This window comes from Atlantibacter sp. MEI4A-1023, assembly GCF_056155425.1.
In genome coordinates this window covers 448,664-463,808 of record NZ_CM149568.1, presented here as the reverse complement: position 1 = coordinate 463,808, position 15,145 = coordinate 448,664, and the positions used below count along the sequence as shown (strand labels likewise).

Annotated in this window: 15 protein-coding genes; 12 read left to right on the top strand and 3 right to left on the bottom strand. The window is 53.8% G+C overall.

Going from position 1 to position 15,145, the window contains the following annotated elements; translation table 11 throughout:
- Nucleotides 1–25 precede the first annotated feature (25 nt).
- The gene (gene mreB / locus ACVV26_RS02285; protein ID WP_000913396.1) at nucleotides 26–1,069 is read right to left on the bottom strand and encodes a rod shape-determining protein MreB; all 1,044 of its coding nucleotides are present in this window, start codon (nucleotides 1,067–1,069) and stop codon (nucleotides 26–28) included.
- A 307-nt stretch (nucleotides 1,070–1,376) separates the two neighbouring features.
- The gene (gene csrD, locus ACVV26_RS02280) at nucleotides 1,377–3,317 is read right to left on the bottom strand and encodes an RNase E specificity factor CsrD (RefSeq protein WP_474799783.1); all 1,941 of its coding nucleotides are present in this window, start codon (nucleotides 3,315–3,317) and stop codon (nucleotides 1,377–1,379) included.
- A 221-nt stretch (nucleotides 3,318–3,538) separates the two neighbouring features.
- Between csrD and acuI the strand changes: the two genes are divergently transcribed.
- The 12 genes from acuI (at nucleotide 3,539) to fis (ending at nucleotide 14,073) form a co-directional block, all read left to right on the top strand.
- The gene (gene acuI, locus ACVV26_RS02275; RefSeq protein WP_474799782.1) at nucleotides 3,539–4,513 is read left to right on the top strand and encodes an acrylyl-CoA reductase (NADPH); all 975 of its coding nucleotides are present in this window, start codon (nucleotides 3,539–3,541) and stop codon (nucleotides 4,511–4,513) included.
- Between the two features lie 102 nt (nucleotides 4,514–4,615).
- On the top strand, nucleotides 4,616–5,620 hold the full coding sequence (gene msrP, locus ACVV26_RS02270) for a protein-methionine-sulfoxide reductase catalytic subunit MsrP (RefSeq protein WP_474799781.1): 1,005 nt from the start codon (nucleotides 4,616–4,618) through the stop codon (nucleotides 5,618–5,620).
- Nucleotides 5,621–6,220: a protein-methionine-sulfoxide reductase heme-binding subunit MsrQ gene (gene msrQ / locus ACVV26_RS02265; protein WP_474799780.1), complete on the top strand. Its 600-nt coding sequence runs from the start codon at nucleotides 5,621–5,623 to the stop codon at nucleotides 6,218–6,220. It begins immediately after the preceding gene.
- Between the two features lie 235 nt (nucleotides 6,221–6,455).
- Nucleotides 6,456–6,908 carry a type II 3-dehydroquinate dehydratase gene (gene aroQ, locus ACVV26_RS02260; RefSeq protein WP_312984036.1) on the top strand — a complete coding sequence of 151 codons (453 nt, stop codon included), beginning with the start codon at nucleotides 6,456–6,458 and terminating at the stop codon, nucleotides 6,906–6,908.
- Nucleotides 6,909–6,929: 21 nt separating this feature from the next.
- On the top strand, nucleotides 6,930–7,406 hold the full coding sequence (gene accB / locus ACVV26_RS02255) for an acetyl-CoA carboxylase biotin carboxyl carrier protein (protein ID WP_474799779.1): 477 nt from the start codon (nucleotides 6,930–6,932) through the stop codon (nucleotides 7,404–7,406).
- Between the two features lie 10 nt (nucleotides 7,407–7,416).
- Nucleotides 7,417–8,766: an acetyl-CoA carboxylase biotin carboxylase subunit gene (accC, locus tag ACVV26_RS02250; protein WP_312984040.1), complete on the top strand. Its 1,350-nt coding sequence runs from the start codon at nucleotides 7,417–7,419 to the stop codon at nucleotides 8,764–8,766.
- A 100-nt stretch (nucleotides 8,767–8,866) separates the two neighbouring features.
- Nucleotides 8,867–9,109 carry a YhdT family protein gene (locus tag ACVV26_RS02245; RefSeq protein ID WP_125292979.1) on the top strand — a complete coding sequence of 81 codons (243 nt, stop codon included), beginning with the start codon at nucleotides 8,867–8,869 and terminating at the stop codon, nucleotides 9,107–9,109.
- Nucleotides 9,099–10,553, top strand: a complete 1,455-nt coding sequence (panF, locus tag ACVV26_RS02240) for a sodium/pantothenate symporter (protein ID WP_474799778.1) — start codon at nucleotides 9,099–9,101, stop codon at nucleotides 10,551–10,553. The genes ACVV26_RS02245 and panF overlap by 11 nt, the downstream gene beginning before the upstream one ends.
- Nucleotides 10,554–10,564: 11 nt before the next feature.
- Nucleotides 10,565–11,446: a 50S ribosomal protein L11 methyltransferase gene (gene prmA / locus ACVV26_RS02235; protein WP_474799777.1), complete on the top strand. Its 882-nt coding sequence runs from the start codon at nucleotides 10,565–10,567 to the stop codon at nucleotides 11,444–11,446.
- Between the two features lie 148 nt (nucleotides 11,447–11,594).
- A complete protein-coding gene (locus ACVV26_RS02230) occupies nucleotides 11,595–12,335 on the top strand; it encodes a carbonic anhydrase (protein WP_474799776.1) in 741 nt (246 codons plus the stop codon).
- Between the two features lie 330 nt (nucleotides 12,336–12,665).
- Complete coding sequence (dusB, locus tag ACVV26_RS02225) at nucleotides 12,666–13,673, top strand: tRNA dihydrouridine synthase DusB (RefSeq protein WP_474799775.1); 1,008 nt, start codon at nucleotides 12,666–12,668, stop codon at nucleotides 13,671–13,673.
- Between the two features lie 103 nt (nucleotides 13,674–13,776).
- Nucleotides 13,777–14,073: a DNA-binding transcriptional regulator Fis gene (gene fis, locus ACVV26_RS02220; RefSeq protein WP_000462905.1), complete on the top strand. Its 297-nt coding sequence runs from the start codon at nucleotides 13,777–13,779 to the stop codon at nucleotides 14,071–14,073.
- A gap of 69 nt (nucleotides 14,074–14,142) precedes the next feature.
- On the opposite strand, the gene ACVV26_RS02215 is transcribed toward fis, so the two are convergent.
- Nucleotides 14,143–14,775, bottom strand: a complete 633-nt coding sequence (locus tag ACVV26_RS02215) for a TetR family transcriptional regulator (protein WP_474801695.1) — start codon at nucleotides 14,773–14,775, stop codon at nucleotides 14,143–14,145.
- Nucleotides 14,776–15,145: the final 370 nt, after the last annotated feature.

The window sequence follows — 15,145 nt, the reverse complement described above, 5'->3', positions numbered from 1 at the left end:
TACGGCTGCCCTTACCTGCGGCTGATTACTCTTCGCTGAACAAGTCGCCGCCGTGCATGTCGATCATTTCCAGTGCCTTGCCGCCGCCGCGGGCTACGCAGGTCAATGGATCTTCCGCGACCACTACCGGAATGCCGGTTTCTTCCATCAGTAGACGGTCAAGGTTACGCAGCAGTGCGCCACCGCCGGTGAGCACCATACCGCGCTCGGAGATATCAGACGCCAGCTCCGGCGGGCACTGTTCAAGCGCAACCATCACGGCGCTCACGATACCGGTTAACGGCTCTTGCAGCGCTTCGAGAATTTCATTGGAGTTGAGCGTAAAGCCACGCGGCACGCCTTCTGCCAGGTTACGACCGCGCACTTCGATTTCACGCACTTCATCACCCGGATAGGCGGAACCGATTTCATGCTTGATACGCTCAGCGGTAGCTTCGCCGATCAGCGAGCCATAGTTACGACGCACATAATTGATGATAGCTTCGTCAAAGCGGTCACCGCCGATACGCACGGAGGAGGAATACACTACGCCGTTCAGGGAGATCACCGCCACTTCGGTGGTACCGCCACCGATATCCACCACCATAGAACCGGTTGCTTCGGAAACCGGCAACCCGGCACCGATAGCGGCCGCCATCGGTTCTTCGATCAGGAACACTTCACGTGCGCCTGCGCCCTGCGCGGATTCGCGGATAGCACGGCGTTCTACCTGGGTCGCGCCAACCGGCACACACACCAGCACACGCGGGCTTGGGCGCATAAAGCTGTTGCTATGCACTTGCTTGATGAAGTGTTGCAGCATTTTTTCCGTGACAAAGAAGTCGGCGATTACGCCGTCTTTCATCGGGCGAATCGCCGCGATGTTGCCAGGCGTACGGCCCAGCATTTGTTTCGCATCATGACCGACGGCGGCAACGCTTTTCGGCGAGCCTGCGCGGTCCTGACGAATGGCCACAACGGAAGGCTCATTCAGTACGATGCCTTGTCCTTTTACATAAATGAGGGTATTCGCGGTACCCAGGTCAATGGACAGGTCATTGGAAAACATGCCACGAAATTTTTTCAACATACTAAGGGATAATCCTGAAAGCTGGGGCGGAAAACAAAATCCGCTTACTTTACCAACCACACGACGCAGCGACAAGGCGCAAAAAATGTTCTGCGACGGTGAAAAAGAGTGCCGTTCTCGCCTCTTTCGTCAGCGCATTACCCACCACTCGCCATCCTGCTAAAAGCATCGTTCGCGAAGGGTACTCATAACGCAAAGAGGTTATAAACTGGCTGTATATTTGCTGCGTGAATCTGTCCGGCAGGCGCACTCGCCCCCTTGAGATGCAGCGCGCGTTATTCTACGTGAAATCTGGCTAAACGGCAGGTCAAACCGAGAATCTTTGAGAATATTTTTTCACGCTGGTATCCAGGGGCTGCGAGGCCGAGAAGAAATCGCCCTGGCCGCCCGTCACGCCGCGTTCCACCAGGGTCTGCCATTCGCTTCGGCTACGAATGCCCGCCGCAAATAACTGGGCTTGCGTACCGCTGCAAGCCTCTACCAGACTCTGCACAAACAGTTGATTTTCTGTACGCTTTTCAATATTGCGCACCAGCCCCGGATGGAGCTTCACCACCTCGACATTGAGATCGTTGATGTACGCGGTGCTGACCACGGTTAATCCGGCCTGTACCACGCCGATACGCGCCCCCAATGCCTGTATTAATCGCACAACCGGTTGTAAACGGTTGATGTGTTGACAAACATCCGCCTCTGCAAGTTCAAAAAGAATGCGTTTTCTTTGCGTTTTTTCACACTGCATCAGCGTATCGCGCAGCCAGCGCTGGAATGGCGGGCGGATCAACGCCTCCACAGAGACGGGAACAGCAAGGGTTTCTTCCGGCCAGAAGCGTAAAAACGGGATCACGCGGGTAATAATTTGCCGGTCGAACTGCTCGGCAAGGCCAAACTGGATCACCATCGGCATAAACTCCGCCGCCAGCACTTCTTCCTTGCCATCGAAGATACGGCACATTAATTCCCGGTGATGCACCCAGCCTTCACGCGTGACGGCGGGTTTTTGGTAGAATCGCGGGCCGCCGCGCTGTAAGGCATTTTCGATCAGCGTGCGCCAGCGTACGTTGCCGCGCCCCTTCTCCGGCAGCGATTCGTCATACACCGACCAGCCGTTTCCCCCCTGCAATACCGCGTTGCGCGTCGCCACCTGGGCGCTTTCGATAACATTTTCGATGCTCTGGCCGCCCCGAAAGGCGCAAATGCCGATATGCAGCATATCGGCGCTGTCCAGCATACGTGTGGGAGGAAGCGCATCCACGGCGTTCAGCAACTGGCTGGCGATGCCCTCCGCCTCCTTAAGCGTACGGTGGGGCAGCAGCACGGCAAAATCGCTGCGAAAATAGCGCGCCAGCAGTGCGCCGGGGTAGCGCATAATAAAGGTAGAAAACATATTTATCAGATTGAAGAGATATTCTTCTACCGCCGTTTTGCCCCAGGTTTCGCGCAGAGTGTCGAAATCCGGCAGGCGCATCATCATCACTACGCCATGCGCGCCCGCGCTCTCCTGATCTTCCAACAGCGTCGCGAGCTGATTATCAAAAAATAGTCGGTTGCTCAGGCCGGTTTTTGAGTCCTGGGCCGCAAAGGCGCGGATCAGGGTGTCCATACGGTTGCGCTGCTCGCTGGCATGCTGAATATCTGACAGCAAAATATCCATCGCGCTGCTGGCGCGCGTCGGCCACTCATGCATCGAGCCGAGTACCCGGTTGCCGCGCTCGCCGTTAAGTATCCGGCTGGCCCGCGTTTCCAGCAGCTCCAGCCCGGAAAGCTGGCGTTTAATCCAACGTCCCCCCAGGAAAATCATCGCCACCATAAAGATGATGGCAATACTCAACGGCGCAGTGGTCAACACGGAGCGAAAGTAATTCACCACCGGATCGCTCCAGGTTACGCGTACAGCCAGGCCAGGATTTTTCAGTAAATTAAACGTCTCGCTGCGCCAGCGTTCCACACCGCCCAGTTGCCGGTACATACGCGGCGCGTTGACTTCTACCAGCGTGTGCCCGTTTTTAATAAATTCGATTCGCGAGATATCAACGGGGGCCATCATGCCCGCCAGGCGAGGTGCCAGATCTTCCGGCGTGTTGATGAGCAGTTCATTGTCGATCACCGTCACCACGGCGGAGATCCGCTTCTCCAGCTTATAATGAACGGAGTTGTAAAAACTGGCGGCGCAGCCGAAGAGCGTGACCAGAATCGCCAGACTGGTCAGCAAGGTAACGAAGGCAGAGAATTTCGTCGTTAATCGCATCCTTGAGTTAACTCCGTTTTGGGGTGATACCAGCAACCTTTAAGGTTGTCCTCGCGACAATAAAAGTGAGTGCTAACTAATTAGCCAGAGCCGCGCATAGTAGCAAACGACGTCAGGTTTAACAGGATTTATTGCGTTAAATCGGCATTGCGTTTCAATAAGCGAGTATAGTCTTCAACGATTATTTTCCAATGCTAACGACCCGGTAAGGAGTAGTAGACATGCAAGCTTTGATTCTCGATCAGCAGGATGGAAAAACGATTTCCGCTGTAAAAACGATTGATGAAAACCAACTCCCCGAAGGAAACGTCACCGTCGATATTGACTGGTCCAGCCTGAATTATAAAGATGCGCTCGCCATTACCGGAAAAGGTAAAATTATCCGTAACTTCCCCATGGTGCCGGGCATCGACTTCGCGGGCCGGGTTCGCCACAGCGAAGATCCGCGCTTCCATGCGGGCCAGGCCGTGCTGCTAACCGGCTGGGGCGTGGGCGAAAACCATTGGGGCGGCCTGTCGCAGATGGCGCGGGTCAATGGCGACTGGCTGGTTGCGATGCCGGAAGGGCTGGATGGTCGTAAAGCAATGATCATCGGTACCGCAGGTTTCACGGCGATGCTGTGTGTGATGGCGTTGGAAGATGCGGGTATTACGCCGCAAAGCGGTGAAGTCGTGGTCACCGGCGCCAGCGGCGGCGTAGGCAGTACGGCGGTGGCGCTGCTGCATAAGCTGGGTTATCAGGTTGCGGCAGTATCCGGCCGCGAAAGCACCCATGACTATCTGCGTAAGCTGGGCGCTAACCGTATCCTGGGCCGCGAGGAGTTCGCCGAAACCCGTCCGCTGGAAAAACAAATTTGGGCAGGCGCAGTCGATACCGTTGGCGATAAAGTGTTGGCCAAAGTGCTGGCGCAGATGAACTACGGCGGTTGCGTTGCGGCATGCGGCCTGGCGGGCGGCTTCGCGCTACCGACTACCGTGATGCCGTTTATCCTGCGTAATGTCCGTTTGCAGGGGGTCGATTCCGTGATGACGCCAGCCGAGCGCCGCGCCGAAGCCTGGAAACGCCTGGTTCGCGATCTGCCTGCCTCCTTCTATGAGCAAGCCACCCATGAAATCCCGCTGGCAGAAGCGCCGCGTCTGGCTAATGACATTATGAATAATGCCACTCAGGGCCGTACCCTGGTAAAAATCCGCTAAGGCAATGAGGGGCCGCAGCGCCCCTCTGTTCAATTTTTTGTGACAAATTCGCCGTAAACCATTTTCTTCGTCATGCTTAATGACTACGTCAAGGAGCATGCCATGAAAAAGCTATCCCGGCTGACCGAAGCCGATGTCACCCCCGAATCGGTATTTATGATGAAGCGCCGCCAGGTCCTGCAGGCGTTGGGCCTTGGCGCTGCCGCGTTATCCCTGCCCCGCGTTGCGCAGGCGGATTTACTCTCCTGGTTTAAAGGCAACGATCGCCCGCCCGCACCCGCCGGCAAACCGCTGGAATTCAGCAAGCCGCAGCAATGGCAAAGCGCGCTGGAACTCACCCCGGAAGATAAGGTCACGGGTTACAACAATTTCTATGAATTTGGCCTGGATAAGGCCGATCCGGCCGCCAATGCCGGCAGCCTGCCTGTTCAACCCTGGCAATTAAAAATTGATGGCGAGGTCGCCAAACCATTGACGTTTGATTATGACGATCTGCATAAGCGTTTCCCGCTGGAAGAGCGTATCTACCGGATGCGCTGCGTGGAGGCCTGGTCGATGGTGGTACCGTGGATTGGCTTCCCGCTTGCCAGTCTGTTGGCGCAGGTCGAGCCCACCAGCCGGGCACGTTATGTGGCGTTCAAAACCCTGTATGCCCCAGAAGTTATGCCCGGTCAGAAAGACCGCTTTATTGGCGGCGGGCTGGAATACCCTTATGTTGAAGGATTACGCATTGATGAGGCGATGCATCCGCTGACCCTGCTTACTGTCGGGGTCTATGGAAAAGCGCTGCCGCCGCAAAATGGCGCGCCGGTGAGGTTAACCGTGCCCTGGAAATACGGCTTTAAAGGGATCAAGTCCATCGTCAGCATTACCCTGACCGAGCAAAGACCGCCCACGACCTGGAACCTTGCCGCCGCCAATGAGTACGGTTTTTACGCCAACGTAAACCCCCATGTGGATCATCCGCGCTGGTCGCAAGCCAGTGAACGCTTTATTGGATCGGGTGGAATTCTGGATGTGAAACGCCAGCCGACACTGCTGTTTAATGGGTACGCCGATCAGGTGGCATCGCTGTACCACGGTCTCGATTTACGGGAGAATTTTTGAGTGCGGCTGAATGCAAAACAGATCGTCTGGCTAAAAGTCGTTTTTCATCTGGCGGCGTTTTTGCCGCTGGTTTGGCTGTTCTGGGCGGCAAGCCAGGGATATTTCAGCGCCGATCCGGCAAAAGATATTCAGCACTTTACCGGTAGGATGGCTCTGAAATTACTGCTGGCGACCTTGTTGGTCTCCCCGCTGGCGCGTTACGCTAAACAGCCGTTGCTGATCAGAACCCGGCGTATGCTGGGCCTGTGGTGCTTCGCCTGGGCGAGCCTGCATTTAACCAGCTATGCCTTACTGGAACTGGGCATTCATAATGTGGCGCTGCTGGGTAAAGAACTGATTAGCCGTCCCTATCTGACCCTGGGGATCCTCAGTTGGCTGATTTTGTTGGCGCTCGCCCTGACATCGCCACAGATCATGCAGCGTAAACTGGGGCGAAACTGGCAAAAACTGCATAACTTCGTGTATCTGGTCGCCATCCTTGCGCCGATTCATTATATGTGGTCGGTAAAGACGCTTTCCCCACAGCCGTTGATTTACGCCGCGCTGGCGGCTGGGCTTTTAGCGCTACGTTACAAGAAGTTCCGCCAATGGTGGCGATAAGGCGAGGTTCTGTGCAGTTGTGCTCAATTCTTTTCACTTCCGCTGCGGTCTCGCAGATATCGGTTGATAATCTTCCCTGATAAGACCAGTATTTAGCTGCCAATTGCTACGAAATCGTTATAATGTGCGACTTTGGTTTTCCAGCTGGCTGTTTTTTGGGCCGCCAGGTGATGACAATCAAGCAATCCAGGTATATTTTGTAATATCACCGAAATTGGCAGGAGATACAGGCACGATGACGGATAGATTCAACATACTGCTGTTAAATGGCCCGAATTTGAACATGCTCGGCACACGTGAGCCTGAGAAGTACGGCAGCCAAACGCTGGCAGACATTGTTACTAATTTGAAAGCCCAGGCAGCATCGTTGAACGTCTCGCTGGATGACCTGCAATCCAATGCGGAGTATGTGTTGATTGACCGCATTCATCAGGCAAAGGACAAGGTGGATTACATCCTGATCAATCCGGCTGCGTTCACCCACACCAGTGTTGCCATTCGTGATGCGCTGTTGGCGGTGAGCATTCCGTTTATCGAGATCCACCTGAGCAATGTCCACGCCCGTGAGCCCTTCCGGCATCACTCATATCTCTCGGATATCGCTGCCGGCGTCATCTGCGGATTCGGCGCTGACGGCTATTCCTATGCACTACAGACGGCGGTAAAACGCCTGTCACACTCAAACTAAACAAGAGTACGGAACCCACTCATGGATATTCGTAAGATTAAAAAACTGATCGAGCTGGTTGAAGAATCAGGCATTGCTGAACTGGAAATTTCTGAGGGCGAAGAATCGGTACGTATTAGCCGCGCCCCGGTGAACACCGGTTTCCCAATGATGCAGCAAGCTTATGCCGCACCGATGATGCAACAGCAGCAACCTGCGCTGTCTAACGCTATCGCGCCAGCCGCCGCGCCGGCAATGGAAGCGCCAGCCGTCGCTGAAATCAGTGGTCACATCGTACGTTCCCCAATGGTTGGTACCTTCTACCGTACCCCGAGCCCGGACGCGAAAGCGTTTGTGGAAGTGGGCCAGAAAGTAAACGTGGGCGACACGCTGTGCATCGTTGAAGCAATGAAAATGATGAACCAGATCGAAGCTGATAAATCAGGCGTAGTGAAAGCTATCCTGGTAGAAAACGGTCAACCGGTTGAATTTGACGAGCCGCTGGTCGTCATCGAGTAACGAGGCGAACATGCTGGATAAAATTGTTATCGCCAACCGCGGCGAGATCGCATTGCGTATTCTTCGTGCCTGTAAAGAACTGGGCATCAAGACCGTCGCTGTGCACTCAAGCGCGGATCGCGATTTAAAACACGTATTGCTGGCGGATGAGACGGTCTGTATCGGCCCGGCTCCGTCCGTAAAAAGCTATCTGAATATCCCGGCTATCATCAGCGCCGCTGAAATCACCGGCGCGGTGGCAATCCATCCGGGTTACGGCTTCCTCTCCGAGAACGCCAACTTTGCCGAGCAGGTTGAACGCTCCGGCTTTATCTTCATCGGCCCGAAAGCCGACACTATCCGCCTGATGGGCGACAAAGTGTCTGCGATCACCGCGATGAAGAAAGCAGGCGTCCCAACTGTACCGGGCTCTGACGGCCCGCTGACCGACGACATGGACGCCAACCGTGCCCATGCGAAACGCATCGGCTACCCGGTGATCATCAAAGCCTCTGGCGGCGGCGGCGGTCGCGGTATGCGCGTTGTGCGCGGCGATGCTGAGCTGGCGCAATCCATCTCCATGACCAAAGCCGAAGCGAAAGCCGCTTTCAGCAACGACATGGTTTACATGGAGAAATACCTCGAGAACCCACGCCACATTGAGATTCAGGTGCTGGCTGACGGTCAGGGTAACGCGATCTATCTGGCGGAACGTGACTGCTCCATGCAGCGTCGCCACCAGAAAGTGGTCGAAGAAGCACCGGCACCGGGCATCACCCCGGAACTGCGCCGCTTCATCGGCGAGCGTTGCGCGAAAGCCTGTGTGGATATCGGCTATCGCGGCGCGGGTACCTTTGAGTTCCTGTTCGAAAACGGCGAGTTCTATTTCATCGAGATGAACACCCGTATTCAGGTTGAACACCCGGTTACCGAAATGATCACCGGCGTTGACCTGATTAAAGAGCAGCTGCGTATCGCTGCCGGTCAGCCGCTGTCCATCAAGCAAGAAGAAGTGCAGGTAAAAGGCCATGCGGTAGAATGCCGTATCAACGCCGAAGATCCGAACACCTTCCTGCCAAGCCCGGGTAAAATCACCCGTTTCCACGCGCCAGGCGGTTTTGGCGTGCGTTGGGAGTCTCATATTTATGCCGGTTACACCGTACCGCCATACTATGACTCCATGATCGGCAAGCTGATCTGCTACGGCGAAACCCGTGATGTGGCGATTGCTCGCATGAAAAACGCGCTTCAGGAATTGATCATCGACGGCATCAAAACCAACGTTGATCTGCAGACACGCATCATGAACGATGAACACTTCCAGCAAGGTGGTACTAACATCCACTATCTGGAGAAAAAACTCGGTCTCGCCGAGAAGTAATCGCTCAGCAGTAAAAAAGGCCGGTCTTCCGGCCTTTTTTTATTCCCCCCTGCGCCCCATAGGTTACAATCGCGGCTTTTACAATTAACCTGGGATGACAATGGACAAACGCTTTGTTCAGGCACACAGAGAAGCCCGCTGGGCACTGTGGCTGACCCTTCTCTATCTCGCCGCCTGGTTAGTGGCTGCTTACTTACCTGATTCCACCCTCGGGTTCACCGGGCTTCCTCACTGGTTTGAGATGGCCTGCCTGCTGGTGCCGTTGATTTTTATTGTGTTGTGTTGGCTGATGGTGAAAGTGATTTACCGCGATATTTCGCTGGAGGACGACAATGCAGCATGAAGTGATCCTGCCTCTGGTTGCGTATTTGCTGGTGGTGATGGGACTGTCGATTTATGCCATCCGGCGTCGCGCCAGCGGCAGCTTTTTGAACGAATATTTCCTCGGAAGCCGTTCCATGGGCGGCTTCGTGCTGGCGATGACGCTCACCGCGACCTATATCAGCGCCAGTTCATTTATTGGCGGGCCTGGCGCAGCCTATAAATATGGTCTGGGTTGGGTATTGCTGGCGATGATCCAACTACCGGCGATTTGGCTGTCGCTGGGCATTTTAGGTAAGAAATTCGCGATTCTGGCGCGCCGCTACAACGCCGTGACGCTGAACGATATGCTGTTTGCCCGCTACCAAAGCCGTTTACTGGTATGGCTGGCGAGCATTAGTCTGCTGGTGGCGTTTGTGGGCGCGATGACGGTGCAGTTTATCGGTGGCGCGCGGCTGCTTGAGACGGCAGCGGGCATTCCTTACGAAACCGGACTGCTGATTTTCGGCGTCAGTATCGCACTGTACACGGCGTTTGGTGGCTTTCGCGCCAGCGTATTAAACGACACCATGCAGGGTATGGTGATGCTGATTGGCACCATCCTGCTGTTGATTGGCGTGGTGCATGCCGCTGGCGGGCTGCCGAGCGCGGTGGAAAAACTCCAGCATATCGACCCGAAACTGATCGCCCCGGAAGGCGCTGGCGACATGCTTTCTCCCGCCTTTATGACCTCGTTCTGGGTGCTGGTCTGCTTCGGGGTGATCGGCCTTCCCCATACCGCGGTACGCTGCATTTCGTATAAAGACAGTAAAGCCGTGCACCGCGGGATGATCATCGGCACTATCGTGGTGGCTATCCTGATGTTCGGTATGCACCTTGCCGGGGCGCTGGGTCGTGCCGTTTTGCCGGATCTGAAAGTCCCGGATCTGGTGATCCCCACGCTAATGGTGACTGTGCTACCGCCGGTTGCGGCGGGCATCTTTTTAGCTGCGCCGATGGCGGCGATTATGTCGACCATCAACGCCCAGCTGTTGCAGTCGTCCGCCACGATCGTCAAAGATCTCTGGCTCAATATCCGTCCCGATCAGATCCATAATGAAAAGGGGCTGAAGCGCATGTCCTCGGCGATCACGTTGATACTGAGCGTGCTGTTGCTGCTGGCGGCATGGCGCCCGCCTGAAATGATCATCTGGCTTAATCTGCTGGCGTTTGGTGGCCTGGAAGCGGTTTTCCTGTGGCCGCTGGTGCTGGGGCTGTACTGGGAAAAAGCCAACGCTACAGGCGCTTTAAGCGCAATGATTTGCGGCGGCGTGCTTTATGCCGTGCTCGCCACATTTAACGTGCACTACTTTGGGTTCCATCCCATCGTACCGTCGTTATTAATAAGTTTGCTGGCTTTCCTGTTGGGCAACCTGTTTGGTCGCCCGGTAGCCGAAGCCGCTGTTGTTTCATCCGCTGATAAATAAAGAGTGACGCTATGCCATGGATCCAACTGAAAATTAACACTACCGGTACTCATGCGGAGGACCTCGGCGACGCGCTAATGGAAAGCGGTGCGGTATCCGTCACCTTTCAGGATACCCACGATACGCCGGTATTCGAGCCGCTGCCGGGCGAAACCCGCCTGTGGGGCGATACCGATGTGATCGGGCTGTATGATGCCGAAACCGATATGAAAGACGTGGTGGCGATCCTGGAAAACCAGCCGCTGTTGGGCGCGGGTTTTTACCACAAAATCGAGCAGTTAGAAGATAAAGACTGGGAGCGCGAGTGGATGGATAACTTCCACCCGATGCGTTTCGGCGAGCGCCTGTGGATTTGCCCGAGCTGGCGCGATGTCCCCGATGCAAACGCCGTGAATGTGATGCTCGATCCGGGCCTGGCGTTCGGTACCGGCACGCACCCCACTACCTCGCTGTGCCTGCAATGGCTGGACGGCCTGGATCTCGCCGGTAAAACGGTAATCGACTTCGGCTGCGGCTCCGGCATTCTCGCTATCGCTGCGCTTAAACTGGGCGCAGCCAAAGCCATCGGTATCGATATCGATCCGCAGGCCATTCAGGCCAGCCGCGATAACGCCCAGCGCAACGGTGTTTCTGAGCGTCTGGAACTCTATCTGCCGCATAACCAACCGGAACAGATGCAGGCCGACGTGGTGGTCGCCAACATTCTGGCGGGCCCGCTGCGTGAACTGGCCCCGCTGATTAGCGTATTACCGGTTCAGGGCGGCCTGTTAGGCTTGTCTGGCGTGCTGGCAAGCCAGGCGGAAAGCGTCTGCGAAGCCTATCAGGAATTATTCAGCCTCGACCCGGTGGTTGAAAAAGAAGAGTGGTGCCGCATTACCGGCGTTAAAAACTGATCTTTGAGAACATGGTGCAGGCCATGTTCTCAATTCCCCGTATCCAGCTCTGAAATCCCCTTCTGATTTATCCGTCCTCTTTATAATAAGCCGCCCCGATATCACCGGGGTGGACCATCAGATATCGTAGATTCACCGGACGAATGAAATGAAAATGCGTTTAGCAACATCGCTGTTATTTGCCGCAGGCCTGATGCCTGCGCTGGCTTTGGCTTCCCACTGGAGTTACGAGGGCCATGCCTCCCCGGAACATTGGGGCGAGCTTAGCAATGAATTTAAAGAGTGCCAGGCAGGTAAAAACCAGTCGCCGATCGACATCAGCGGCTCCCTGGAAGCACATATTGCACCGCTGAAAGTGCAGTACTCCCAGGGCCCTGTCGTGCTGCTAAATAACGGCCACACCATCCAGGCCAGCTTTGACCAAAAGGCCGATAACACCGTTAATTTTGACAATATCAACGTCGATTTGCAGCAATTTCACTTCCATGCGCCCAGCGAGAATACCCTCAACGGTAAGCATGCTGCGATGGAAATGCACCTGGTGCATAAAGAGAACAACGGCGACATTGTGGTGGTGGCTGTGATGTTTGACATCGGTGCAGAGAATGCGGCGCTGGCGGAATTGTGGAAGAAAATGCCGCAACAAGCGGAAAAAAGCGCGCCGCTGACCACCAAAATCGATATGAATAGTCTGCTGCCCGCCGACAAAACGTACTGGCGCTTTAGCGGCTCGCTAACCACGCCGCCCTGCTCCGAGGGTGTGACATGGCTGGTGATGAAGCACCCTCTGACGCTGTCAGAAGCGCAGCTTCAGCAATTCAAGACCGTTATGCACCATGACAATAACCGCCCGGTCCAGCCGTTACATGGTCGTGTGGTGGTTGAATAATCAGCGCGGCTGTTGAATCGCCCTGCTCAAAAAATGAGAGCGAGTTCTCAAAATTCGCTCTCATTGCCTGAAAAACCAGCAAATACATCCGGGTTGTTTCCCGATATTTCCAGCTCTGGCGTGAGAAGTCATAAGAAATTGTTGTTGAACACAAAATAATCTTATTCAATTAACCTGATGAAATTTATATGAAATTCACGTTTTCTACCCTGCACTCTGGCGATTCCTTGATCTACACCCTCTGATTGTTCAAAGTTTGGCCTTTCATCTCGCGTCAAAAATGCGTAATATACGCCGCCTTGCAGGCACAGTATGGTCATTTCTTAACTCATGCGCATCGGACACCACCAACTCAGAAATCGCCTGATTGCAGCGCCCATGGCCGGTATTACTGACCGTCCATTCAGGACGCTGTGTTATGAGATGGGGGCCGGACTGACCGTTTCCGAGATGATGTCGTCTAACCCACAGGTATGGGAAAGCGACAAATCACGGCTTCGGATGGTTCATGTCGATGAGCCGGGTATTCGCACCGTGCAGATTGCCGGAAGTGTACCTGATGAGATGGCCCAGGCCGCGCGTATCAACGTGGAAAATGGCGCCCAAATTATTGATATCAATATGGGGTGCCCGGCGAAAAAGGTGAATCGTAAGCTGGCGGGCTCAGCCCTGCTGCAGTACCCCGAACAGGTGAAGTCAATCCTGAACGCGGTAGTCAACGCAGTGGACGTGCCTGTGACGCTGAAGATTCGTACCGGCTGGGATCCAGAACACCGCAATTGTGTAGAGATTGCCCAACTGGCGGAAGATTGCGGTATTCAAGCGCTGACGATTCATGGCCGCACCCGGGCATGTTTATTTCAGGGAAACGCGGAATACAGCAGTATTCGGACAGTTAAGCAGAGAGTTTCCATTCCGATTATCGCGAATGGCGACATTACCGACCCGCTTAAAGCCAGGGCCGTGCTCGACTATACAGGGGCAGATGCCTTGATGATAGGACGCGCAGCCCAGGGAAGACCCTGGATCTTCCGGGAAATCCAGCATTATCTGGACACTGGGGAGTTGCTGCCCCCTCTGCCTCTGGTAGAGGTTAAGCGCTTGCTTTGTGCGCACATTCGCGAACTGCATAGCTTCTATGGCGAAGCGAAAGGGTACCGAATTGCGCGTAAACACGTTTCCTGGTATTTACAGGAACATGCTCCAGATGACCAGTTTCGGCGCACATTCAACGCCATAGAGGACGCCAGCGAGCAGCTGGAGGCGTTGGAGGCATACTTCGAAAATTTTGCGTATACACAGAATCAATCATCATGCGTCGAGGCAGTAACTGAGTGAGTCTGCGGAGCTTATCACCGTAAGCGACAAGATGAACGCAGGTTGCCAGCGAAGGCAGGTTGAGAGATGAAGTGTAAAACAGAAATAAAGAGCTAACAGAACTATGTTCGAACAACGCGTAAATTCTGACGTACTAACCGTTTCTACCGTCAACTCTCAGGATCAGGTAACTCAAAAGCCCCTGCGTGACTCGGTTAAACAGGCACTGAAGAACTATTTTGCTCAATTGAACGGTCAGGATGTGAATGACCTGTATGAGCTGGTACTGGCTGAAGTTGAACAGCCCCTGTTGGACATGGTGATGCAGTACACCCGCGGTAACCAAACCCGCGCTGCGCTGATGATGGGTATCAACCGCGGTACTCTGCGTAAGAAACTCAAAAAATATGGCATGAACTAATTTCGATTAGCTCATTGCTGTGTAAAAAGGCGCTAACCGGCATGGGGAAGCGCCTTTTTTATTGCGGTTTTACATAGCGGCAAACAGCGAAGGTTGAAACGACGTCGCGCTGAGGTTATCCGTCGTTAACAGCTTTAACATGTTATCCACCAAATCCTCCACCAGCGCGAAAAGATTAAACGCACTCGGTTCGCTCAGCCAATTACTGATTATTCCGTTAATACAACTTTGTAATAATATTATCGTTACATCAATGTTTATCGCGGCGCTGACCTGGCCGCTTTCGACACAGTGTTTAAGCGCCTTTGCTAAATTGTCTTTATCGAAACACGCGCTATTTTTAATTTCATACTCTGAGGTCATGTCAGACGTAAATTCACATTTATGATACAATATCTCCATTAATGCGCGATTTTTAGGATCCACCGCAACGGCTTTTAATGGCGCGATCAAAGTGTTTCGCAATTCACTAAGCGGGTCGCCATGCTCATGAGTAATGAAACAGGTTGCTTCTTTTTCCTTTAGTTCTTCTTGCTGTTTCCATATCTCATTAAATAACTCCGCCTTGCTGGAAAAGTGCCAGTATATCGCCCCACGCGTCACGTGCGCGGCGTCAGCGATGTCCGTCAACGTGGTATTCGACACCCCGCGCCGGGCAAACTCCGCAATGGCGGTGTCAATCAGGAGCTGGCGCGTTTTCATCGCGTCCAGTTTTGTTTTGCGCACGTTGTCTCTCCTCATCGCAAGCAACCTGTCGAAAGAAGAAAATAATATTTTCAACACCACAGCCGTGTCATTTTTAATTCCCTCATATCTACATTTGAAAACAATTTTGGGAATTTAAAAATATACTCACTCATTTTATGCAAAAACAATTTTCATTCTCAATATGAATACATTCACACAGGAATTAAATCATGATGAAAAATAAACAAAGGAGAAAGTAAGAAACATGCCGACACATATTAATTCCTAATTTTGCTTTTTTGTGCTGAAAAAAAGAGACGCCATCACCCGCTCACTTACATTGCCCACGGATTGTTTGTAGGATCGCCCATTACATTTATTTGAT